Origin of the sequence: Phenylobacterium sp. (assembly GCF_024508875.1) — a bacterium.
Lineage (GTDB): Bacteria > Pseudomonadota > Alphaproteobacteria > Caulobacterales > Caulobacteraceae > Phenylobacterium.
In genome coordinates, this window is the sequence record NZ_JANINU010000179.1 from 1 (window position 1) to 23,849 (window position 23,849).

At 64.8% G+C, this 23,849-nt stretch carries 19 protein-coding genes; 1 reads left to right on the top strand and 18 read right to left on the bottom strand.

Annotated features, from left to right (window positions below):
• Positions 1–260 precede the first annotated feature (260 nt).
• Positions 261–1,433, bottom strand: coding sequence for a cystathionine gamma-synthase (locus tag Q0L11_RS13805; protein WP_296597979.1), 1,173 nt, complete (start codon positions 1,431–1,433; stop codon positions 261–263).
• Entirely contained in the window at positions 1,430–2,812 is a 1,383-nt protein-coding gene (locus Q0L11_RS13810) for a cystathionine beta-synthase (RefSeq protein WP_296597982.1), read from the bottom strand. Before Q0L11_RS13810 ends, Q0L11_RS13805 begins: the two co-directional genes overlap by 4 nt.
• A 231-nt stretch (positions 2,813–3,043) precedes the next feature.
• Between Q0L11_RS13810 and Q0L11_RS13815 the strand changes: the two genes are divergently transcribed.
• Positions 3,044–3,577, top strand: a complete 534-nt coding sequence (locus tag Q0L11_RS13815; protein WP_296597983.1) for a hypothetical protein — start codon at positions 3,044–3,046, stop codon at positions 3,575–3,577.
• Between the two features lie 3 nt (positions 3,578–3,580).
• Here the strand turns inward: Q0L11_RS13815 and Q0L11_RS13820 are convergent, their stop codons facing one another.
• From Q0L11_RS13820 to Q0L11_RS13895, 16 genes are all read right to left on the bottom strand, one after another.
• Entirely contained in the window at positions 3,581–4,081 is a 501-nt protein-coding gene (locus tag Q0L11_RS13820) for a hypothetical protein (protein ID WP_296597985.1), read from the bottom strand.
• Between the two features lie 63 nt (positions 4,082–4,144).
• Entirely contained in the window at positions 4,145–4,795 is a 651-nt protein-coding gene (locus Q0L11_RS13825; protein WP_296597987.1) for a hypothetical protein, read from the bottom strand.
• Complete coding sequence (locus tag Q0L11_RS13830) at positions 4,792–5,496, bottom strand: HupE/UreJ family protein (RefSeq protein WP_296597988.1); 705 nt, start codon at positions 5,494–5,496, stop codon at positions 4,792–4,794. Before Q0L11_RS13830 ends, Q0L11_RS13825 begins: the two co-directional genes overlap by 4 nt.
• A gap of 217 nt (positions 5,497–5,713) precedes the next feature.
• Positions 5,714–8,089 carry a TonB-dependent receptor gene (locus Q0L11_RS13835; RefSeq protein ID WP_296597989.1) on the bottom strand — a complete coding sequence of 792 codons (2,376 nt, stop codon included), beginning with the start codon at positions 8,087–8,089 and terminating at the stop codon, positions 5,714–5,716.
• A 140-nt stretch (positions 8,090–8,229) separates the two neighbouring features.
• Complete coding sequence (locus Q0L11_RS13840; protein WP_296597991.1) at positions 8,230–8,946, bottom strand: dienelactone hydrolase family protein; 717 nt, start codon at positions 8,944–8,946, stop codon at positions 8,230–8,232.
• Between the two features lie 219 nt (positions 8,947–9,165).
• The gene (locus Q0L11_RS13845; protein WP_296597992.1) at positions 9,166–9,786 is read right to left on the bottom strand and encodes a hypothetical protein; all 621 of its coding nucleotides are present in this window, start codon (positions 9,784–9,786) and stop codon (positions 9,166–9,168) included.
• Positions 9,786–10,214: a hypothetical protein gene (locus tag Q0L11_RS13850; protein WP_296597993.1), complete on the bottom strand. Its 429-nt coding sequence runs from the start codon at positions 10,212–10,214 to the stop codon at positions 9,786–9,788. The genes Q0L11_RS13845 and Q0L11_RS13850 overlap by 1 nt, the downstream gene beginning before the upstream one ends.
• A 100-nt stretch (positions 10,215–10,314) precedes the next feature.
• Complete coding sequence (locus Q0L11_RS13855; RefSeq protein ID WP_296597994.1) at positions 10,315–12,147, bottom strand: hypothetical protein; 1,833 nt, start codon at positions 12,145–12,147, stop codon at positions 10,315–10,317.
• Positions 12,148–12,221: 74 nt separating this feature from the next.
• Positions 12,222–13,160 carry a TniB family NTP-binding protein gene (locus Q0L11_RS13860; protein WP_296597996.1) on the bottom strand — a complete coding sequence of 313 codons (939 nt, stop codon included), beginning with the start codon at positions 13,158–13,160 and terminating at the stop codon, positions 12,222–12,224.
• Positions 13,157–15,334: a transposase family protein gene (locus tag Q0L11_RS13865; RefSeq protein WP_296597998.1), complete on the bottom strand. Its 2,178-nt coding sequence runs from the start codon at positions 15,332–15,334 to the stop codon at positions 13,157–13,159. Before Q0L11_RS13865 ends, Q0L11_RS13860 begins: the two co-directional genes overlap by 4 nt.
• Positions 15,327–16,055 (bottom strand): hypothetical protein, encoded by a 729-nt coding sequence (locus tag Q0L11_RS13870; protein WP_296597999.1) that lies wholly within the window; start codon positions 16,053–16,055, stop codon positions 15,327–15,329. Before Q0L11_RS13870 ends, Q0L11_RS13865 begins: the two co-directional genes overlap by 8 nt.
• Positions 16,056–16,369: 314 nt before the next feature.
• Positions 16,370–16,993, bottom strand: a complete 624-nt coding sequence (locus Q0L11_RS13875; RefSeq protein ID WP_296598001.1) for a hypothetical protein — start codon at positions 16,991–16,993, stop codon at positions 16,370–16,372.
• Between the two features lie 21 nt (positions 16,994–17,014).
• Positions 17,015–18,880: a hypothetical protein gene (locus tag Q0L11_RS13880; protein WP_296598002.1), complete on the bottom strand. Its 1,866-nt coding sequence runs from the start codon at positions 18,878–18,880 to the stop codon at positions 17,015–17,017.
• The gene (locus tag Q0L11_RS13885) at positions 18,873–21,359 is read right to left on the bottom strand and encodes an ATP-binding protein (RefSeq protein WP_296598003.1); all 2,487 of its coding nucleotides are present in this window, start codon (positions 21,357–21,359) and stop codon (positions 18,873–18,875) included. Before Q0L11_RS13885 ends, Q0L11_RS13880 begins: the two co-directional genes overlap by 8 nt.
• 5 nt (positions 21,360–21,364) lie before the next feature.
• Positions 21,365–22,714 carry a hypothetical protein gene (locus tag Q0L11_RS13890; RefSeq protein WP_296598004.1) on the bottom strand — a complete coding sequence of 450 codons (1,350 nt, stop codon included), beginning with the start codon at positions 22,712–22,714 and terminating at the stop codon, positions 21,365–21,367.
• Between the two features lie 192 nt (positions 22,715–22,906).
• Positions 22,907–23,635 carry a hypothetical protein gene (locus Q0L11_RS13895; RefSeq protein ID WP_296598005.1) on the bottom strand — a complete coding sequence of 243 codons (729 nt, stop codon included), beginning with the start codon at positions 23,633–23,635 and terminating at the stop codon, positions 22,907–22,909.
• Positions 23,636–23,849 lie beyond the last annotated feature (214 nt).

A 23,849-nucleotide genomic window follows, 5' to 3' on the forward strand; every position in this document is an offset into this window, starting at 1 on the left:
ACAGCTCCCCCGACGGGGGAGCAACTGGAGGGCCTAATCGTCGAAGCCTGCGCCGACCTGTTCCTCTAGCCCAAATTCCTCCCCCTCCGGGGGGAGGTGGCGCGAAGCGCCGGAGGGGGTCATCTCCGACGGTTGAAGACCCCCTCAGTCGGCATTCGCCGACAGCTCCCCCGACGGGGGAGCAACTGGAAGGCCAAGGCTTCGCAAGAATGTAGGCCGATCATCCATATATGAGATGATGTTCTCCACATACGTGGATCTCATCCCAGCGCCCGTTCCAGATCGGCGATCAGGTCCTCGACGTTCTCCACGCCCACGCTGAGCCGGATCAGCCCGTCCGAAATCCCGATCCGCGCCCGGGTCTCGGCCGGGATGGAAGCGTGGGTCATGATCGCCGGATGCTCGATCAGGCTCTCCACCCCGCCCAGGCTCTCGGCCAGGGTGAACAGCTCGGTGCGCTCCAGCATCCGCTTCGTCCCGGCCAGGTCGCGGTCCAGCACCGCGGTGATCATCCCGCCGAAGCCCGACATCTGCCGCTTCGCCAGCGCGTGCTGCGGATGGCTCGGAAGGCCCGGGTAGATCACCTTGGCCACGTCCTTGCGGGCCTCCAGCCACGCGGCGATCGCCTGGCCGTTCTCGCAGTGCCGCTGCATCCGCAGCGCCAGGGTCTTCATTCCCCGAAGCGTCAGGAAGCTGTCGAACGGCGAGGCCACCGAGCCGATGGCGTTCTGCAGGAACGTCAGCTTGTCGCGCAGGTCGGCGTTGTCGCCGACCACCAGCGCCCCGCCGACCACGTCGGAGTGGCCGCCGATGTACTTCGTCGTCGAATGCATCACCGCGTCGAAGCCGAACTCCAGCGGCCGCTGGCAGTAGGGGCTGGCGAAGGTGTTGTCGGCCGCCGCGATCAGGCCGCGCCGCTTGCACAGCGCGGCGATGGCCTCCAGGTCGGCCAGCCGCAGCAGCGGATTGGTCGGCGTCTCCACCCACACCATCCGCGTCCGCGGTTCGATGGCCGCCTCGATGGCCTCGACGTTCGCCAGGTCCACATAGGTCACCCGCAGGCCGGCCGAGCGGGTCCGCACCTTGTCGAACAGCCGGAACGAGCCGCCGTAGAGATCTTCGCTGGCGATGATGTGGTCGCCGGCGTCGAAGCACTCCAGCAGCGTGGCGATGGCCGCAAGCCCCGAGGCGAAGGCGTAGCCCTTCGTCCCGCTCTCGAGATCGGCGATGCCGCGCTCCAGGGCGAAGCGGGTCGGGTTCTGACTGCGGGAATACTCGAAGCCCGTGTGCACACCCGGGCTCGACTGGGCATAGGTCGAGGTGGCGTAGATCGGCGGCATCACCGCGCCGGTGGTCGGGTCGTGCTCCTGGCCGCCGTGGATGGCGCGGGTGGCGAAGTCCAGGCGGTTCCTGCCGTGCTGCTCAGCGCTCACGCCGCTTTCCTCAGGTAGTTGATCAGGTCGATGCGGGTGATGAGGCCGAGGAACTCCTTGCCTTCCATCACGATCGCCACCTCGTCGCGCTCGAAGATGGGGAGCAGGGTGTCCAGGGGCGAGCCCGCCTGCAGCGTATGCAGCTTCGCGGTCATGGCCGTGGAGACGGGCTGGCGGAAGCGGGCGTCCTGGCGGCGGTCCTCGACCGCTTCCAGCAGGTCGCTCTCGTCGATCAGGCCGATCAGCCGGCCGTCGTCGATCACCGGAAGCTGGCTGACGTCGGTCTGGCGCATGCGGTTGTAGGCCGTGAGCAGGGTGTCCTCGGGCCCCACCGTCACCGCGTCGCCCGGCGTCCGCGCGATCAGGTCCCGCAGGTCGCCGTGCAGCTCCCGGTCCACGAGCCCTTGTTCCGCGACCCAACTGTCGTTGTAGACCTTGGAGAGGTAGCGGCTGCCGGTGTCGCACACGAGCGTCACCACCCGCTTGGGCTCGGTCTGCTCGCGGCAGTAGCGCAGGGCGCCGGCCAGCAGCGTGCCGGACGACGAGCCGCCCAGGATGCCGGCCTTGGTCAGCAACATCCGCGCCGTGGCGATGCTCTCGCTGTCCGGGATCTCGTAGGCCTTGGCCACCAGCTCCAGGTCGCAGTTGTCGGGGATGAAGTCCTCGCCGATGCCCTCGACCACCCACGAGCCGGGCTCGACCGTCTCGCCGCGCTCCACCAGCGGCGCCAGGATCGAGCCGACCGGGTCGGCCAGCACCATCTTCGTCTTCGGGCTGGCCTTGGCGAAGAAGCGGCCGAGCCCGGTCAGCGTGCCGCCCGACCCGACGCCCACCACGACGGCGTCCACGTCGCCCGCCATCTGCTCCAGGATCTCGGGGCCGGTGGTGGTCTCGTGCGCCCTCGGGTTCGCCGGGTTCGAGAACTGGTTGATGTAGACGGCGTTGTTCAGCTTGGCCGCGATCGCCTGGGCCATGTCCTGGTAGTACTCGGGATGACCCTTGCCCACGTCCGAGCGGGTGATGCGCACGTCCACGCCCATGGCGCGCAGGTGCTGGATCTTCTCCCGCGCCATCTTGTCGGGCACCACCAGCAGCAGCTTGTAGCCCTTCAGCAGGCCCACCTGCGCCAGCCCCAGGCCGGTGTTGCCGGCCGTGGCCTCCACGATCGTGCCGCCGGGCTTCAGCGAGCCGTCCTTCTCCGCCGCCTCGATCATCGAGCGGGCGATGCGGTCCTTGATCGATCCGCCGGGGTTGGCGCTTTCCAGCTTCACGAAGAGCCGGCACGGGCCGGTGTCGAAGCCGCTCAGCTCCACCATCGGCGTGCGGCCGATGAGTTCGAGCGCGTTGGCCGCCGGCGGCGGCAGGGGTTGGTCTGTCAAAGGCGTTTCCTGGTCGAGTCGATCGCTGCGATTGGGCGCATATTGCGCAAGTCGCGACCGAAGGGAAACGCGCGACCCCGAAATCGCTTCCATTCGGCAATAACAGTCTAGCTCGCCATGCCGCCCCGAAGCGGCGCCGAAGCGATTGTAACCGTTCCGTACGGGCGCCCGGCGGAAAGCCGGGGTTAAGGTTGCGCCTGCAACGTCACGCGGCGCCCAGGAGTTCCGCCCTTGAAACGCTTCCTCGTCCTCGCGGCCGCCGCCGCCCTGCTCACCGCCTGCCAGCCGGCCAAGCCCGAAGCGCCCAAGGCGCCTGCCGGCGCGAAGTTCAACACCGACCTGCCGATGACCGAGTTCATGGGCCACTTCGTCGACCCGGCCGCCTTCATGTACTGGAAGGGCTCGGGCACGGAGATCACCGAGAAGGGCGAACGCGACCTGTCGCCCACCACGGACGAGGGCTGGGACGTGCTGGTCAGCGGCGCGACCATGCTGGTCGAGGCCGGCAACTCGCTGCAGCTCCCGGGCCGCGTCCGCCAGCCGGAAGCCGACTGGAACAAGTACGCCCAGATGCTGAGCGACCGGGCCATGATCGCCCGCGCCGCGGCCGAGAAGCACGACAAGCAGGCGGTGTTCGACGAAGGCGGCCGCCTCTACGAGGTCTGCGTCGCCTGCCACGAGCAGTTCGTGATCCAGCCCGACCTCAAGGCCAACGGCCCGGCCAAGGGCGATCCCCTGCCGGCCGTGCCCGAGGCGAAGAAGTAGCGCCTACCAGCCGGCCGGCCGCGCGCAGCGGCCGCCCGGCCCGACGGCGTCCAGCGGCCGGGGCGGGGTCATGGCCTCGAGGTCGCAGCGCTGGCGGTCGGCCAAACCGAGGGAGCCCGGCGCGTAAGGGCCGCCGTACCAGCCCCGCCCGAAGCCGCGGCCGCGGGAGTCCTCGACAGCCAGGCTGATGCGCCCCGTCTCGCCCACCGGAATGTCCGTGCGCGCGTAGACGCTGCGATAGCCGCCGGTGCCGACGGCCACGCTCACCTCGCCATGCGGCTTGCGGTCGTCCCGCGCCACCACGCCGTCCACGGCGTCGTCCGCCGACTGCCGCTGGGTCCGGGCAGGCGAGCTCTTGATGAAGGCGTCGATCTGCTCGGCCGTGGTGAGCGGCGCCTCGGTCTTCGTCGCCGTGGCCACCGGGGCGTCGGGCTCGGAGGCGAGGGCGGGCGCGGCCAGCGCCAGCGCGGCGGAAGCGGCCAACAGGGCGAGGGCGGTACGCATACGCGAAATCTCCTTGCCCGCACTCAATGCGGCAATTGCGGCGATCGTATTGCAGAGGCGCGGCTAGTGTGGCCGCGCCCGCGCCGCGGGGACGTTGGCGACGATCCCGGCCTCGTTGCCGGGCTGCCCCGCCGGGATCAGCTCGTAGAACCCGGCCAGCCGCAGGCGCACCACCACGGGCCTCTCGCTGGAGTTCGAGAACTGCCAGCCCTGGATGCCGTCGAACGGCGCGGTCAGCGCCCCCTGCTGCTTCAGGCCGAACGCCTGCCGATAGGTCGCGACCGTCATGGACTCCCCGGCCTTGGGCGTCGTGTGGCCGTGCTGGTCGAAGTGGAAATCCCGCGGGTCCGCCGCGCCGACCACCTCCCACGAGTAGATCAGGGTGGCGTCCTTCTTCATCCGCACCTTGTATTCCAGCTCCGAGCGGTCGGCGCCGGCCATGAAGTCGCCCAGCGGGATCTCGACCACGTCGGTGCGGAAGGGCGTGTCGTACTCGCGGGCCCGCGCCGCGCCGTCGGCCTTCGGGTCGACGGTCTTCTCGTCGGGCGCCCACAGCCGCGAGAGGCCCGACAGCCTGCCCACGCCCAGCGGGTCGCGGTTGAACTCGGCCGGCAGGATCGCGCCCAGCACAATCAGCGCGGCCAGCGCCAGCGCGCCCAGAACCGCCGCGATCAGCCGCCCCTTGGGCATGGGCTGCGGGACCTGTTCGCTCATGAGACCGCTCCGCCGAAGATGTAGCCTGCGACCTGCTGGCCCGCGAGGACGAAGCCCGCCAGCATCAGGAGCACGTTCGCGCCCGCCGCCGTGCGCCCGAACAAGGGTGTCTTCCGCCACAGCGCCATGATCGCCAGGATCACCGACAGCGCCAGCACCTGCCCGATCTCGACGCCCACGTTGAACGACAGCAGGTTCACGAGCAGGCCCTCGGGGTTGAGGTTCAGCGCCTGCAGCTTGGTGGCGAGGCCGAAGCCGTGGACCAGGCCGAAGACCAGCACGGCCGCGCGGCCGTCGGGCTGCACGCCGAACAGGGTGCGGAAGCCGCCCAGGTTCTCGAACGCCTTGTAAGCCACCGACAGGCCGACCACCGCGTCCACCAGGTGCGGGTCGGCGCGGATCCCGAAGAACACGCCCGCCAGCAGGGTGACGGAGTGCCCCAGCGAGAACAGGCTGACGTACAGCGCGATCTGGCGCAGGCGGAACAGGAAGAAGATCACCCCCGCCAGGAACAGCAGGTGGTCGTAGCCGGTCACCATGTGCTTGGCGCCGAGGTACAGGAAGGGGATCGGATCGGGTCCGCGCGTCGCCGCGACGAACGCCGCGTCCGTCCCGCCGATGTTGTGGGCAAAGGCCGGCGCGGCGCAGGCGGCCATCGCCAGCGCGGCCGCCCAGGCCGTTGTCCGGATGCGTTTCCCCACGCCTCCGCATACCGCGCTTTCGAGCCGCGCGCGAGCTTCGGCGAAGCTGCGTTCGTCCAAACGCGCTGGCGGTACGTAGATCCTGCGACGAGGAGCAGGGCGGCGGCCGGCGGGCCATGCCGCCGGGCGGTCGAAAGGCCGCCAGCGGGCCGGGGCAGGTGACCCCGACTGCGAGGCGTCGGGCGCGGCGATCGAGCCGCGCCCGCGCTCTTTCAGCCTAGAACGACTTGCGGACGGTGGCGCCGTAGGTGCGCGGCGCGTTGGTCAGGAAGCCGTAGCGGGCGCGCAGGCCGCGCTCGCGGTCGATCGAGAGCTTGGCGCGCTCGTCGCCCAGGTTGTTGACGAAGGCCGCGGCCTCCCAGCCCTCGCCCCGCACGCCGATCCGCAGGTTCAGGACGTCGTACGACGGCAGCTCCAGCGGGAAGATCAGCGAGGTCGCCGTGCCCGCGCCCACGTTCGGGAAGAGGGCGACGGTCCGCGGGTTGTTCTCCTGGTCCGACACCTGGGTGTAGCGCTTGCCCACGTGCTGCCAGGTCAGGTTGGAGAAAGCCTCCAGCCCGCTCTGCATCTCGCGCTCGTAGCCGACGCTGACCGAGCCCTGGAACCTCGGCACCGTCGGCAGGCGGTTGCCGTCGCGCAGGCCCTGGATCGGGTTGCCGGCGGCGTCGTTCAGGCTCGAGGTGAGCTTGGCGTCGTTGTACGAGGCGGTCGCCGCGATGTCGAAGTTGTCGGTCAGGCGATAGTCGAACTCGGCGTCGAAGCCGGTCGACTTGGCGCTCTTCACGTTGGCGATGATCCGCGACGAGCACGAGCCCGCGTCGATCGTCGCCTGCAGGTTCGAGATGTCGGCGTAGAAGCCGGCCAGGGTCAGCGAGCCGCGGCCCCCGCCCAGGCGCGCCTTCATGCCGGCCTCGTAGTTCCACACCGTCTCGTTCTTGAAGCTCGGCGTCGACAGCGCGTTGAAGGTCGCGAAGTCGGCGGGGGTGCAGAGCGGGCGGTTCAGCGGGTCGTTGATCCCGCCGAGGCGGAAGCCCTTCGACACCTGGGCGTTCAGGGTGATGTCGTCGGTCGCCTTGTAGGCCACGATGGCCCGCGGCGCCCACGCGTCGGCCTTGGTGCGGCCCGGCACCGCGATGGTCTTGTCGGCGAAGATGCCGTCGAACGTCAGCGTGCGCGTTTCCTTATAGTCGGCCCAGCGCAGGCCGCCGGTGATGTCGAGGCGGTCGGTGACCGAATAGGTCGCCTCGCCGAACAGGGCGAACTGCTTCTGCTTGTAGGGCACCGTCGAGTAGTAGAGGTGGTCGGTCGGGGCCACGTCGCTGGCGCTCGGGATGCCGCTGATCGCGGAGAAGCCCTTCACGAACAGGTCCTGGGCGTAGTCGCGGTCGATGTGCGAGTAGAACGCGCCGGCCACCCACTGCAGCGGGCCTTCGCCGCCCGAGCTGATGCGGGCTTCCTGGGTGAAGGTCTTGGAATCGGTGGTGTCCGCCAGCGGCGAGTCCAGCGTGTAGACCGCCGGCGGCAGGCCGATGGACCCGCCGGTGATCGAGCTGGTCAGCGCGCCCGCGTCACGCAGCACCAGCACGTTGCGGTCGCTGTAGCTGGTGATCGAGGTGAACCGCAGGTCGCCCATGTCGTACTGGACGGTCAGGTCGCCGAGGGTGAACTCGTCCTTGAACTTCTCCTGGAGCTGCGTGAACTGCTTCAGGCCGCCCAGCGTGGCGCGGGGGCGGGTGGTCGTGAACGGGTTGGCCAGGATGTTGTAGATGTCGACCCGGTTGAAGCCGTCGACGTCGATCTTCTGGTAGAGGATCCGCGGCGTGATCGACAGGTTCTCGCTGGGCTTGAACAGCAGCGCGGCGCGGACGCCGTAGCGCGTGCCGTCGTTGACGTCCTTGTCCACCGAACCGCCGGGCTGCACCGCGTCGATGAAGCCTGGGAACTTCTCCGCATAGGCCGTGACGCGCAGGGCCGCCTGCTCGCTCAGCGGCATGTTCACCGCGCCCTTCAGATTGCCGCCGGTGGAGCCGCCCTGGACCGTCGAGGCCGTCGCCTCCACCGTGCCCTCGAACTTGTCGGTGCGCGGCTGGTTGGTGATGTAGCGGACGGTGCCCGACAGCGAGCCTGAGCCGAACAGCGTGCCCTGCGGCCCGCGCAGCACTTCCACGCGGTTCAGGTCGAACAGGTCGAGGTCCGGCGTGAACAGCGACATCGAGATGACGCTCTCGTCGAGGTAGACGCCCACCTGCTCCTTCACGCCCGGCTGGTCGCGGACGATCTGGCCGGCCGAGATGCCGCGGATGGCCACCTGGCTCTGGCCAGGGCCGAGGTTCTGCACCGTGAAGCTGGCGACCGTGCGCGACAGCTCTTCCACGTTGGTGACGCCGCGATTGCGCATCAGCGCCTCGCTCTGGGCGGCCACCGAGAACGGCACGTCGATCAGTTGTTCGTCGCGCTTGCGCGCCGTGACGACCAGTTCCTGCACCTCGGTGTCGCTGGGGGCTTCCGCCGCGAAGACCTGGCCGGCGGGCGCGCCGATCAGGAGGGCCAGGGCGCTGGCGCGCAGGCTGAGCGCGAGCTTACGGTTAGTCATGGGGTTCGTCCTTCCGCAACCGCAGCTTGAATCGCTGCCTGTTTGTGCGGCAGGCGTAGTCAAAAAAACATCGTAATGGCAGTCGGCCTGAGCGTGCGGCCACGCTTGAGAGGGGAATTGTTGCCGCGGAGCAACAGCCGCTAGGCCAGGCCAACCTCGCCGAACAGCTCGACGGTGGACGCCCAGGACCGCCGGTCGCTCTCGGCGGAATAGGCGAAGCCGGGCATACCCCAGCCGTCGGCCTCGGGGTTGGTGAAGCTGTGGCCGGTCCGCCCGTAGGTCACCATCCACCAGTCGACGCCGGCGGCAGTCATCTCGCGCTCGAAGGCCGCGCGCTGGTCGGGCGGGATCACCGGATCGTCGGCGCCGATGTGGACCAGCACCTTGCCCCGGATCGCGGCGGCGTCCTGCGGCCGCGCCGTGCCCAGCCCGGAATGGAAGCCCACCACCGCTCTCAGGTCCGCGCCGCCGCGCGCCAGTTCCAGCACCGCCGTCCCGCCGTAGCAGTACCCCACCGCCGCCAGCCGCGCCGGATCGACCCGCGGCTGGGCCTTCAGCGCGTCCAGCGCCGCCTCGAGCCGGGCGCGGATGTGGCCGGGATCGGCCATGAACCAGGCGTAGCGCCGCATCATCTCTTCGCGGTCGGTCACCACCTGGCCGCCACCCTGGTAGTCGGTCGCCAGGGCCACGAAGCCCAGCTCGGCCAGCTTGCGCGCCGCCGCCAGCGTGTGCTCGGTGATCCCCGGGCTCTCGTGCGCCACCAGCACGCCGGGCGCAGGTCCCGACCCCGCCGGCGCGAACACCGTCCCGACGAACTCTACGCCCTCCGCCGAATAGGCGACCGTCATGCCGCTCATGCTTCTCTCCTCCCGAATGCCGGTGGCAGGAGGACGCCTGCGGCGGCCCGCGTCAACGGTACCGGTAGGTCTTCAGCAGGTGTTGGGTTTCACTGAAGTCGCCTCTAGCGGCGAGGGATGGAGGCTTCTTTTGGCGACTCCAGTTTCGCACTTTTCGACTCTCTAGCCGCCTAATTTCAACCAACCCGACTCGAGCGATCCTGCGCAGAAGCCACTAGGTCAGTAAGGCGAGGCGGACACGTTAGCGTCCAGCAAGCCGTCCGCTCCGTCGAAAAAATGGCTGACGCCCTCCATCACGTCCCGAACGTTGTCCAAGTCGATCGCCCCGTCAGGTAGCCTAATGAGAACGCCGTCCTTTCTTTCTGAATAGCGGAACGCGAGGGCTGACTTATCCAGATCGTGGAAGTCCTTGATCAATTGCTCCACCACCGGCGTTGCAGCGTCATCGGTTCCACCGAGTTCGGTTATGACCGATCGGCAGATACCCCAAAGCTCCCAGAGATTGTGGTGTTCAGTCTCGCCAATCTCGACGCTCGCATGGCGCCCATAGCGGGCGATGATCCACTTCATCGCCAGTTCGATGCCATGGCGGTAGGTGAAGAGAATGGGATAGACCAGCACCTCCCTTGTGGGCGGGTCGTCCGCACAAGACTCGATCAGGGCCTCCGCCGCTCGCATGTAGCCTGACCAAATGTAGACGTGACGCGAAAGCGCGCTCTGGGCAAAGGTGACACCCTTGTTCCAATCGGCGGCGCTACGTAGGAGCCGGTCACCCTTCTTGGGCCAGCGATAATTCCTTGGTCCGGTGAGATCTGCAAAGCTCGCTGGAGGGTCAGCCATCACCCGCCCCCTATCGTTGGCGCTTTCAGCAGTTCGGCGACACGATGGATCCGACCCGCCGCGCGTTCCATCACTCTAAGCGCATCTCGAACCAATGCCGCATCACGGTCGAAGCTCTCGGAAGTGAACCGCTTCTCCCCGTGCTCGTAGTTGTGGCGAACTTGGCAAACCCCGCGGGTGAATAGCTCGACTACGTCCTCGACCGGCCTTTGCACGGCCGGCTCAAACTCCATGCTCTCCCGCATGCGCACGCGCGGCGGCTCAGCGATCAGTGTCGCCGCTTCGCCCGAGTCTCGCATCTCAGCGAAGAACTCGTCACCCAGCTCCTGGGCGAAAGCAGCCCAGTCAGCGCTCGCGCGCTTCCATTTTGAGTTGAGGAAGCCGGAGCGCTTCAAGGCGTACTCAAGCCTCCGATAGAGGTCGAGCATCGCGTCCAACTCTGGCAGTCCTCGCGAAAGCATGTGTGATTGGCGATCCATTGGTTGGTGCTGACCACGCGCGCCAGCCGGAACGGGCAGGTCGACTTATCTAAGGCAGTATTTGGACGGCATCGCCTCGCCGCCAGAAGTAGGTATTGTATACGTGTGCGGTGGGCTTGAAGCCATGGCTGCGCATGGAAGCGGCGAAGTCCTGCGCACGAATGCCGAAGTTCCGCAGCACCTCCTGCGCCAGGATGTGATCCTGATGGAAGGCCTCAAGATCAGTCAACCTGATGTCCACGCGCGCGGCGGATTTGCAGCCAGGCAGCAGGCCAGCCTGCACGGCCCCGCTTGTGACCGCAATACTGACGCCCAGGAGGTTCGCGGCGGCTTGGCATGAAATGGAAAGCTCCGGTAACGGGCGAGATCGTACAGGCAGCATAGCCTGCCTCATCTCGGAGAAATCGACGTACAAGCCGGCAAGTGGGGCTTCGGCATTCGACCGTCGGCCCCGGACGCATACGGCCCCAGAAAGAAGGCCAGAAACAGCTACCGCCCAAGCGTCTGGGTGGAGTTCACCGATCATGGCGCGGTGCAGCGCCACTGGCTCTTCGGCGCCAGTCGTGAGCGGGAGTCGCGTTAAGGTCTCAATCAGAGACTCGAGATCCGCCCTGTCAAAGGCATCCTTCCCCTCTGTGAGTAGCCGCACGTCTCGATCTTGCACGCGCGCCAGCAACCCAGCCTCACACAAGGCGTCGATACAGTGCGCAGGCGCGCCAAGCGCCCTGGCGCACTCTTGAGCCGTAGCGGTCGCACGCCAGCGAGACAGGGCCCCCTCCACGCTGTCCAGGTGCAACAGCGATAGGCCGGAGCGGCCTGGGTGCTTGGCTACGAGACAATCCGGACTTCGGATCAGCCGCCCAATAACGCCCTTGTCGACGCCGAACCGCGCCGCGGCTTCGCTTGCTGATGCGGTATCTCCGCCGCGCGAGGCTCCGACTGCCGCACACTGGTTCGACCGGAACGGTAAGCCGAGCTGGGGCAGGATACGTGGGACCTCTTGTCTAATGAGGTCGCGGAGAGGCGTGGCCGGCGCCGTCGGATCGAAGTACTTCCCTAGCCGACCCCAGAGATCTCGTTTGACGCCGGTCCGCCCCGGCACGACATGCTTGAGCAGTTGCTCCAGGCTGGAAGGCCAAGTCGCCATGAAGCGGTAGCCTCCGACCAACTCCGTAGCGGAGATATCGGACACGTCGCCCCTATTGAGCCGCTTCCAACGCGTGCAGCCCTTCAGCGCCACTGGTTGGAACGCAATGATCCCCAGCTCCACGACCGCCTGAAAGGCGTCCCCACCTTCCCAGCTTCGAAATACGTCGGGCAGGCGCAAGCACGCGCGATTCCGCACAAGCTCGTCGTGTGAGACTAGATCGGCGAGCGCTCTCGCGTCCTCATGGAGGTCGGTCGAAAGTGAGGGTGCTTCCTGGTCCGCCAACGATGCATCACAGGTCTCGCACCTCATGACGGAGCGGGCCCCTTCCCAAGTGAGCGCGCTCCCGCAAACCTGGCAATCGCAGATCAGGGTCTGGAGCGTCTCCGGACAGTAGGGCAGCGCCCGCATCATCCAGATTGCCCGGTGATACGGCGAGCGCTTCAGACCCTCGGGCGAAATGCGCCTCTCGCGGCTGGCCAACCATCGTCGCGGCACCGGAGTACCGTACCAATCGGCGCACTCGTGCAGCTTGTTTGGCCGTTGCACGCACGGATGCATACGGGCGCGTACAGCATCAGGTGAAATCGACATCTGCGCCGCCAGGGCGTCGACATGCAGTTGCCCCGTGTACGGAATGTACGACGTGCGTGTCCCGGTGATGCCGGCTAACGGCAGCATGCGGCTCATCCGACCGAAGACGTTCGCCTCGGCGGTTCGAAGTACAATCGACATGAGACACTCATCCCGGTGCGCATCGACAGGGATGAGCAGAGGCCTGGCGACCATTTCGTGGCTGAGCCTCATGGTCACGCGGCCCTGAGCGGAGTGAGGCCCACAACGAAAGGATTCGGCTTCTCCAAGTTACCCCGGATGAAGGCCTCATCGGTGGCCTTTACTAGGTCTTCTCGCCTGATCTCGCTTCTTCCCGCGAGGGTCATCACATGCACCGCCTCCTTGATAAGGCGGCACGCCGCGCCGAGCACGCCCCCGGACACTTCGAGGATGCATGCCGGGATGTCACCCTGGATTAGATTCGTGGCGTGCTTTGCAACACCTAGTTCCTCTATCCGAACGATGTATTCCACCATGAACTCAATGAAGAGATCGAGATCCGACGGATTGGTCGCTAGAAATGGAGCGAGTTGAATCGCCGGAATCGAGCGTTGCTGAAGTTGCTCGTTGGCTTGGAACGGCAATTCAGCCGCCTCGATTCCCGAGAGAACGACGGGGCAGGGACCCTTTAGCAGCGCGTGCTTTATGCACTCGCCAACCGACCGAGCCATACGTTCAATATTGCTGTACTTCAGGTGATGGATCTCATCCAGCACGAGCAGGCGCACCCCGGCATATGCTAGGTAGCGATACACTCGCTCCCACATTTCCTGCTCACTGCCTTTCATAGGCCCGGTCTCGACATCCAAGGCCTGGAGCGCGAGGAGGATGTCCTGCGCGAGCCCCTTTCGGGTGACTTCCGCGTGCAGCGTGACGTGCAGCACTGGAATCTTCCGCGCGGCGAGCAGTTCGGGCGTGTTCAAGGTGCTCGCAAAGCTCTCAATCAGCTTCGACTTTCCCGACTGCGAAGGCGCAATGAGGAGCACCGCGAGCTTGCAGGCCGGCGTCACTGCCGCATGCTCCATCAGGTAATGGAACTTCTGGTGCGCTTGGTTGGTGCGCGGAGTCTCGACGAAGATCCCATCGAGAAGTGCGCGCCGCTGGGCCGCCAATGCGACAAGGTCCCTGCTCATCGTGACACCTTCTTGCGGGCGGCTTCGATCATCTCCGCGCGATTGTAGGACGCGAAGGGGTCGGCCACAGGTTCTGAAACAGCAGCCGGCGCGGGGGGCGTCACGGCGGCCTTCTTGGGCCTCGCCGGTCCCCGGCGCTGCGAGCCACTCCGAGGGGATGTGCTCGGCACCTGGTCGCCGTTCCGGCGGTTTGAGATCGTCTCGACGAGCGTTACTTCGATCGGCGTTGCCGGCGCAGCCTGGTTGTACGCAGCCCCGTCGCTAGAGGGCTCCCTCAACCGCTGAAGCTGCTTTCGCCGACCAATGCTCCGCTCGTTGACGAAGGATGCGATCTTCCTGCTGAGCTCGGCTTGCGCGGCGCAGCGTTCATCCTGCGTGCTGAACTTGAGGCCTTGCTGCACCGCGTACCGGCGGGTCACGTCATGCCGATGCTCGCTGAGACCGCGCGCATAGAGCGGCTGAGTGCACGGCACGTCGACATAGTTGCCCCTAACGCCGTTCCAGATCGCGATCTTGGAGAGGTCCTCCGGCCAGTACTTGAACTTGATCGGGACGGAGCCCTCCGCGCGGTTCCGGCGGGACGCTCGCGGCAGAAGGTCGTTCAGCAGCCCGAAGACGGCGTCAGAGCAGAATCGAAGCTCCTTGAACTCGACGCCTTGTCGGTTCAGCACACGCTTAGGCCCAAGCTTGCCCATGGAGCGATCCAAGGCCCGAAGATCGGCCGCGTAGTCGATGCCGTCGATGGCCTGGCGTTCTCGCCAGACCTGCTCCGGGATCGCCTTAATGCCGGTGTGATACTCGCGGCCGTAAACCTCGGTGACAACATGGTGGATAAGCTCCTCCAGCTCCGAGAGCAGCAGCACTGCTTCGGCCTGCGGATCGATCCCGTATTCCTTGAGTAGTTGAGGACGGAACGGCACTGCCCCCTTGAGCTTGTGAATGAGCTTGGTGTTCAGCGTGCCGAATAGGCGCTCGATGGCACCTTTGTACTGCGGCGTTCGAACCGGGGCCCACTCCACAGAGATGCCGGCATCCTCGCAGGCGTCCTTGAAAGACGTCCCCGTAAACTCCCACCCGTTGTCGACCAAGATCGTGCGCGGAACCCCATATGCGACCCACTCACGAAGTTCCGGATGGCGCTGATGCAGGTCGGCCTTTGGCCGAACAGCGCGTCGAATGCATGCCATCGCCGTTTCCAGACTCGGCGGCGAGAAGCTGAGGATGAAGGCCAGCGGGTATCGCGAGCACGTGTCCAGCAAGACAGTGAGCCACGGTCGGCCTACCGGGACGTTGTCCCGATCATCAACGGCGAAGCAGTCCAGGACTGTGTGGTCCATGATCGCGACGTCTAGGATTCGTTTGGCCTGAAGGCGGCCCTTGATCGGAGTGAACAGCCGAGCTGCTTTGCGAGCGCCGAAGCGCAGGCGGGCGTGATCGAAGTCGGTGTGGCGCGTCAGCATCCGCCAAACGGTGGTCCGGCCAGGGATGGGAATGGCCGCGAGGCCTTTCTCCTCACGCTCGCGGTTCTTCGCCGCGAGTGCGGTGTGAAGCATCGCGTGCACGTCCTTCGCTGAGACCCTGATGTTGGTCCAGTAAGGCTCAGCCAGCTCCCATAAGAGCTGCTCGGCGACCGCGTGGATGCGGGGCTTCTGTGGCCCGCCCCGTCTCCGGTCGCCCACGTACTTCCGGCGACGGTCGCCGGGCTCACCCCGTTCGCGAAGAAGGCGCCGGAAGGTGGCCGCGCGCGGCAGACGGTCGGCGGGATAGGGAGCGTTTGGGCCTTCCCGATCCAGAAAGGCCTGTAAGCCGGCGTCCGACTTGGGCACTGGATCGGCGTCGAAAGCCCTCAAGAGATGGAGTCGGTTCGCGCGGAGACGCTTGTCCGCGCACTTGACGCAACCGCCGCAGAGATCCCCCGCCTCACAAGGCTCCTCCGGCGGTTCATCGCCCGGTCGATCTGACTTGTTGGGCCAAGTCAATTTGCAGGCGAGATAGAGTTCGTCGAACTCCAACTCCGTCAAGGTCTCGACGCGGTGCGTACGAAGGTTCCTGAACTGGAGGTCGTCGGGCGCATCGGGGCATCCCGATTCAGATGGGACCGGATTCAGGAACTCGAACCTGCGCTCGTCGATGAGCACCAGTTGGCCGGGCGAGAGATTGATCTGCTTACGCATGAGCGGCTCCCTCGGCGCGAAGCAGGCGCACAGGCATCGCGTCGTTCAGGGGGACCGTGAGGTCGAGCGCCAGGATGCGACGGACAGTCATGGCGTAAGCCTTCGCCATGCCGAGGACCGGGTTCCCGAACAGCGCTATGACCTCGCCGAGCGTGCGTTCAGGACTGTCGTGGAACAGTCGCGACACGACGAAGACGTCCTGGGCCGTTACAGCGGTCCGCCGGTAGCTTTGAACTTCCTCTATCGTCTTGAACCGAGGCGCCGCTTCCAGGTCGGTGCGCTCCACGATGCGAAAGCGCCAGCCAAGGTGCCGGTAGATCGCGCTCGCCTGATGGAGCTTCCGCTCATAGGCCGGATCACGCTCAGGCTTGAACGCATCCTTGATCTCGATGATCTCGGTCCGCCCGTCCGAAAGGCGGTCGGCCCTGTCCGGCGTGTATGACGAGACCACCCCGTGCAGGCCCATGCGCAAAGTGTGCGGTTGGGCACGGTACGCCACCACGTTTGCATCAACTTCCGCGTGGTAGAAGCCATGGAGTTCGTTTCGCGACTCCCAGGGCACGCTGAAGCCATTCTTCTGGCTGTAGTAGTGACCAACCGGCCGGTGCCGACGCCCATTCGTGATGCGCCGCATCGGTTCGCCGTCCGTGCGCTCTATCACGGTAGCGAGTATGTCGCCTGGCGCGCCGCGCACGTCGCGACTTTTGAATTCTACAAGCATAGGACCTCCTAGATTCTGTAGGAGGCCGGAGCATTCTATAGGCCAGAGGCGAGATTTCTTAGAGGATCACACCTTACGAGTCACGTTTCCGAGTCACGTTTCCCTGATTACTAGTTTCTTTCCTTCCCCGCGAGTCACGAGTACTCCGCAATCGTGACTCGAAGAGGCTCCAAAAGGTCGCAACTCCGCGTCGCTGCCCGTCCGGCTCATCGTTGCCGAGCTGGGCTATTGGCGTGGCGCGGCCGAACAGAAGGTGTGCCAAATCGGAGCAAACAATACGTAGCGAAAGCCCGCGCCCGGTTACGCCTTCGGTTCTACGGGGGCTCGCCCAACTCGTCAGATTTCACATCATTTCGCTCGACACCAGGCTCCCGCCCGCCGGCGGCACCGGCCATTTCCTGGTGGAGAAAGTCCAAGCCAACTTTCGCCAGTGCGACCGGAGCGGCGACTACTCCCAGATCGTAGTCGTATCCCGGCGGCACTGGCACTACCTGACCGCGGTCAACGATTGGCTGCAGTTTGATGTGCTCAGGCAGGAAAGCGAGAAATGGCGGCGGATCGTCGGAAAGCGGCGTGTAGGTGAAGGTCCGCTCGCCGTTCGGGCCGCTCTCACCCTCTTCCTCAAGATAGCCGCCAAACGCACCCATCGCGATCACGCTATCCTGGACGGTGGCGATCTCGGCCAGGCCGTGCTCCTCGGCGTTCCTCGCGGCCCAAAGATAAGCCACCGCGGCATTGGCGGACACGCGATTATAGGCGACGACGTATGATCGTCCCCGTGCGCGTTTCCCGGCGGCGTCGCAGCGATTGAGCGTACGTCGCCAATGCGTCAGGAAATCCTCCCAGCAAACGCGGGCCGTCCCATAGGTCTCAGCCGCTGCTAACGCTTCATAGGCGTCCCGACAACGCTGCGCCGAGCGCTCCAAGGGTGTCGGCATGGGCTCCGCCCCCGAGCGTCGCTATTCGGCCTTCGAGAAGTCGTGCTCGTAGGCGTCTCTCGCCAAGAACCGGCTGTAGGCCGAGAGCAACGATGTCGCCAAGGGATCACGGATGCGACCACACCGACGAATGGGATAGGTGAACGCGCCGCTGGCGTAGGCGCCATACTTGGCGAACGCCTTTTTCGGCGCGCCCCGAGGCATGATCGCGGTCGCCAGGAGATCGGCGACAGCGTCTTTGTGAGCCTTTCGGGCGGCCTCGATCTGGCTGGTCACCTTGCCGAAATGGCCTCGCAATTCGGCGTCCCGCTTCTCCCACGCCCGGCTCGGCACGCTCAAGGCAGGGTCGGGCTCGGCGGCCAATTGGCAATGTCCGTCCTTGTTGAAAACAGCGAGGTCGAGCACTTGCAGGTTCGCGGGCGTGGCTTCGGCAAATTGGACGATGGCGGATTGAGCGCCGCCGTGATCATAGTGTTCAAGAGAGAAATTCAGTCCATCCTTCGCTCCGCTCGCCTCGCCCAACGGCCTGGTGCGGACCGGCGCCAGGACGGCGACCTTGAAGTTCTCCTCCCGCGCGCGCTTGCCATTGCTACGCACCATGAGGTCGCATGGCTGGGCGACAAGAACCCAGAGCTTCACGTCGTTGCCTTCGCCGATCTCGAAGAGGTCCCCGTTTCGAAGGGGGTCATGATAGCTGTTGACGAGGTGATCACCCTCGTACAGCTCTTCGCGCCGGAGCTTGTGCAGGCGCTCCTGCGAGGTCGCCGACAGCACCCGTCCAATGTCGGCGATTTCCTTTGCTGCGCGCGCCGCAGCAGCGAACTCCCCGACTCGGGCCTGCTGTAGGATCTGTGTTTTGACCTGATCCTTCTGAATGATCCCATACAGTCTGATTAAAGTCTCCAATTCCGAGACGCCTTCGGCTCCAGACGAATTGACGACCATATGCTCGAAGTCGATCGGGTCGAGGTCTGAAAACCGTTCCAAAGCATCCTTCAACGCGTGCTCAAAGGCTTCGGACGCCAGACTTTTCATGGTCTGGCAGTAGGTGTTGATCAGGGTCCGATAGACCGCCCCATAGAAGGCCGGCGCGTCGTCCAAGGTGGTCTTGGCAATAGGCATGAAGAACCGAAGGTCGAGGTTCTCTTTTTTCGCCAACCCCTGCCACGACGCGACTTCTTCGCCTTTCGCGACCGTGTGGGTCAGCATTCCGCAGAACCACCGAGTGCCAAAGCCAGTCCGCTCCTTCTCGGCCATGTCGCGGATGATGTCGGAACCTTTGGCAAAACCTAATGCCGCGTCATCGACCTCCAGCTCCTGGTCAAACAGGAATAAGGTGCGGCGATCTTCGGTACATTCCTCCATCAGCGCGTCTCGCCGCTCGTGCCATGCGTGGGGCGTCAGCAAGTGTGCGATCGTGCCCTCGGGCAACAAGTCCTGTAGCCGACCCAGCGCCTCACGCTCGGCGGCGTCGTCGCTCTGAGCGGACAGCACGCCGCGAAGGGCCGCGAGACCGTCAGCATCGAGTTCGCCCAGGCGCGCCGCCAACTGCTCAAGCAAAGCATCATTCTCTAACGTGAGCGCGATGCCGGGAAAGAAGCCAGCCAGGGGTTCCTTGGCCTCTCCCTTCGCCGCCAACACCTTGATGACGGCGCCTGCGTCGGTCTGGAGTTCGGCCTTATCGTCAACGAAGACGATCTTGGTGATTTTCAAGCGAGCAAAGAGTTGGGCGAGCCGGGCGCTGGCGTCATCGCCCGCCAATCCGGCGCCCTCGGCCGGCGGCACCACGACCTCAGGCTCTGCCCCTACCGACGCAGCCTCGACCGGCTCGACAGCGACCGGAGCAGCAGCAGCGTTTGCCTGGGCGAGTGTTGGCTTCTTACCCATCAACGATCCCTGAGAGATCCAGCTCAAAGATGTACCGACGATTGTGTTCGTTACGCTCGCTCAGGAGCGAGATCGTGCACCCCATCGACTCCAGGATTTGGGCGCTGATGAAGAGACCCAATCCGCGCCCCTCATCCTTCGGCTTTAACGTGATGAAGGGCTCGAAGAGCGCATCCTCGACGGCTGGGTCCACGCCGATCCCATTGTCCCAGATCCGCAGGCGTGGTGCCGCGTAGGCGATGGTCACCTTTGGCTCGAAATTCCGTTCGCGAGCCTGCGCTTCCTTCAGCCAGTATTCGGCGTTCAGGAGGAGATTGTCGACGACCTGAGTCAGTCGTCCGCGGTTAGTCTTCACCGCGAAATCGGTGCTGCCAGGCGAGATTTCCGCTCTTATGCCGCCCTCCGTCCATCGATCTGCGAAGTGCTCGCGGATGTCCTCGATGAGCTTTGAGAGCTGGAAGATGTCGATCTTATCGCGCTGGTAGCGTAGCGAAGGTGACAGATGGCCGATCTGCCGCCGCAGCGCCGAAGCCGCCGCGGTTACCTCCTGCCCCAAAACCAGAAGGTCTACGTTCGGGGGCGCGGACCTTTTGGCGCGCGCCACCGCCGCTGACGCTTTCTGCATCAGGCGATCCGTCTGATTCTGCACCTCGTGGGACAGAGCTTCTGCGAGCAACCCAAGGCCCGCCAGCTCCGAGAAGTCCTGAAGCTGGTCCGCCAGGACATCTAAGCGCGGCGACAGCACGGCGACGATATCGGCCAGGTCCTTGGCTTCCGCTGCATACCCTGTCAGGTCGGAAAACAGAGCCTGTGAGGCTTCGAGCGCCTGTTGGGCTTCTGTGAGCAAGCTTGCCAGCTCGCGTTCGGCAGCGCTGGACAGCACAGGCGCCTGCCGGATGCGGGCCGTTACCGCTGCAATCTTCTGCCGAGCGGCGGCGGTGTTGGCCTCCAGCGACTTGGCCGCCGTGCTATAGCTTGCCAGACGCCGAGATACGCTCTCGGCGTCTGCAATCGCCTTGCGGCCACCCTCGAAGGGCTTGGAGCGCTCGGGAAGCTCCGCCTTGTAGGTGTTGAAGTTCCGGCGGATCCACGAATAGAAGGCACCAATCTTCTCAACGGCATGGACCATCAGGCGCTTGAAGTTCTGAGAGTAAGGGTTGGAAACAAACCCCTCGCGGTCCGTCTTCTCCTTGAGATTGCCGTTTGCCGCCTCGCTAATGGACACGAAGCCGATAACGTTGCGCGGGCGCAGTCCGTAGTAGGAAGTCGCGCTCGTCTGCTGAGCGCTCAGCTCCAGCCAATCTTCGCCGTTCACCCCGTAGGGTTTGATTGCGAAGCCATCGCGGAACACCTTTATGCCCGCATGAAGCTGTACAATCGCTTTGACTTCATTGGTGTTTGCGAGCCCCCCGAGCTTCGCTCCGATCTCATCGTCTCGGAGTAGAAATTCGTCGATCTCAGCGTGGAACGGCCCAGGATTTGCTTCGATCAGCGGCTGATTCGGATCGGTAGACGGCACCGTTTCAACGCCGCCAAGCGCCGACAACGGCACGCCGTAACTAAACGCCAAGAAGTAGTTCGGATCGTCACTTGGTTTGAAATCGACGGGCGCTTTGCGCCCCTTGAGGTAGTCAAGAAACGCTCGGCCGTTATCCCGCGCCAGCAGTTGCTCGTAAGCATCTACCTCTTGATTTCCGCGAAGCTTCACAAGCCGGAATTTCCCGGTCAACACCATGGCGCCGTCGACGAAGTCGATGACAAACTTCCCGACGGCAGCGTCGCGGACCTTTGCCGAGACCTGCCCTAGATCAATCGGGCGTCCGTCGATGCGGAGGGTCACCAAGAAGGGGCGCGCCTCAGCAAAGGGCGAGATGATCTGCGAGAGGTCCGCGATCAGCTTCTCGACCGATCGCCCGCGCCAAACCTCCGAATTCCGCAGGCCCGAGATGGCGAGCATGGTGCCCTTGTTCCGAGCCGACTTCGCTGCGGGCTCAATGGAGACCGGGACTTCGCTTAGGCTCTTGTCGTCCGTGAAGGCATCCCAGGCGAAGGCGACGTGCAGCGTGTCGGCCTGTCCATCCTTGCGAGTGTAGAGTTCTAGGTTCTGGCCGAGCTTTTGGGTGCTGAGGCGGCCCAGCCCTTTGTCGCCAAGCGGAGTCCGCCCCTTCGGCGTGGTTTGCCCCGCGGCCTTCATGGTCCGCTTGCCGGACAGCGAGATCATGAGCCAGCCTCGCTCGATATCAGCGCGGTCCATTCCCATGCCGTCGTCTTCGATGGTCACGTAGCCGATGGCGTTGGGGAATTTCGTCTCGTGGCCAGTTGGCCCGTCTTTAGTGTTGACGACGACGTGGGCGTAGGTGGCGTCCGCGTCATAGGCGTTCTTCACGAGTTCGACGATCGCCGTGACCTCGTCGGAGACCAGCTCGTCGCCCAGTTGCCGGACGACCGCCGCACTGATGTCGAAGTGCGGATTGGCCATGAGGATTAGGCCTCGACCTTACGGACGAGCAGGATCTTTTCTTCGCGCATCGTCGCCGAACTGGCATTCCGATCCGGCATCCGCTTGTGATGAATGCGCCGCGTCAGGGTGGTTACTACCTTGCAGCTTAGACCTTCGACCAACTCGCCGAGCACGAGGTCAGTTGGCACTTGCTGCCCGGCAATGTTGCGGTTGCCCACGGTCCAGATCATGTAGCTATTTGGCTTCATGACACTGAGGATGCTGTCGAGGCTCGCTCCGAAGTCCGTGTAAAAGCGGATCAGCCGGGCCCGACCATCATCTGGCTTTCCTGGTAGTTCACCAGCGAAGCGTTTCAGTCGGGGCGATGCTTCGAGCAACCTCGTCTCTGTCCACACGTGGTCGCTTCCCGTTCCGCCGAGACTGCGGCGATCGATCTCCTGAGTAGTTCGGAGGGTCGCGAGATCCGCCGCTGGGTCGATGTCCTTGAAGTCAATCCAATGGAGCGGGAGATAGGAATGTTGGCCGTACGTGACCGTGGTCAGGTTGTCCCCATAGGGCGGGGACGTCATCAGGAGGTCGAACGGCGCGGCTTCGCCCCAATAGTCTTGCGCATTGCGCGTGTCGGCGACCCGCACGTCCGTCTCGGCGACGTACTTAGCGGACTTCAGCCGGTTGGCTTCTTTCAGACGACGTCTGAAGGTCGTGAAGCTCGCGGCGTTCTCGCGCGCTAGATCTCGGAAGACCGTGATTGGCGACAAGTTCCGCTTCTCGATCTCGGACGCCGGCCGGGCGTGGAGCTTGTACGTCGAGGTTCGATCGTTGCTCGTCAGCCGAACTGTCTCCGCGAGCGTAACCCATAGGAACCTACGCACCCAAAGGTCGTCACACTTGCGGATCGCACGGCGCAGGCGGGACAGCTCTAGCGCGACGTCTGTCTGGAACCACTTCTCGCGGTTCGCCATTGAGGTTTCGATCGTGTCCCGCCGATCGGCCGCCGCCTTGCTTGCCACCTGCTCAGCGATCGCGCCTACGGTGAACTCTACCGACCGTGCGGTGCGTACACGGCTGATGAGCACCGCCAGCGGGTTGATGTCATTGCCGTAGACATTGAGGCCGTAGTGCATCCCGCTCACCAGCGAGGTGCCCGAGCCCATAAAGGGGTCGTAGACGGACTGGATGTCAGGCCGGGCCTCAAGCACGGCGCCGAGTAGGCGACGCTGGACCAGGGGTACCATCATCGCAGGATACTGGAAGATGCTGTGCGCGCTGTCGGTCCGATCCCGGTCCTTCGATGACCAAAAGTCTGGATCGGCGCTCTTCGCATCTAGGAGCTTTAGAAGCTGCGCATCAACTTCTTGGGGCGTGCGGACCAACGGCGGGTTAGGATCGCGTTGCGCTATAAGAGTCATTAAAGCGCGCGTCCCAAGCCGGCGTAGTGTTCCGTGTGGCGAGTGAGATTCCGAAGCGTCGCCCCCGGCCGCCACGCCTTGGGGCGTGACGATAGTTGCATTCCACGATTCCGTGAAGCCGCCATATTGCGCTGTGCCAGGCGGTTGCCTGGAGGTTTATGGGCGGTCCAGGCGATCAATGTCGTAGACTGAGATGCCGATCATCTCGCCACGGGCACCGGTCTCGACCGATCCGCGGAAACGGTAATGGCCTCCGCTGACGAGCGTATCGCTTATGTCCTTGGATACGCGCATCGGCACAAGCACGCCTCGGCCCCCCAGCAGCCTTGCGTACCATTCGCCATAGACATCGAGGGCGGTTCCCTCGACACCGGCACCCGCCAGTGATCTCGCCGCTCGGGCGGACAACATTCGCGGCGTGTCCACCTGGGAGGCCGGCGTCGGCGGGCGCTCCGCCGGCCGCAACGCCCTAACCAAGACCTCCGCTGTTGCGGCATCGACATGCAGATGCATCTCGCCGTTGTTGACGAGGTTGATCTGTGTGGCGCTGCCTTTGGCGATTGGATCGGAAATCGACTTCAACGCGCGGCGCTCGGCCGGCGTCGGCCCACGCCCCCCTGCGAGCAGCATCTGCATGGCTTCTGCGAGGCTCTGCGCGAAGGGAGCCAGTTGCTCCCGCGCGCTCCACAGCTTCTCTGCCCCGTCGATCACGTCCAGGAGCACGCGCAGCGATCCGGAGTGAACCGCCGCAACGCCAAGCGCCACGTCGGCCGGCTCATTACCTCGCTTGGCTGCGAAGCGTTTGAAAGCGGCGTCGAGCGCCGTGAGAATCGAACTTAGCTCGACTATCGAGAGCGGCCGCTCCGCGTCGATATAGAGTTCCAAGGGCCCGCGCTCATCAGCCATGCCGATCCTTCCTCCATTGGATGCACAACCAGACGCCTTCCAGGGCGCTCTCTGACCTGCTCCGCTGACGCAGTCCACCTAGTGGAGTTCTCAAAGTCCCGCCAACGCTGGCCTAGCGCTGACGCGATGGGCCGTCGCCTCCAGCAAGGGTGCAGTAAGCATTGGACCCGACTCGGTGTTCTTGATTTATTCC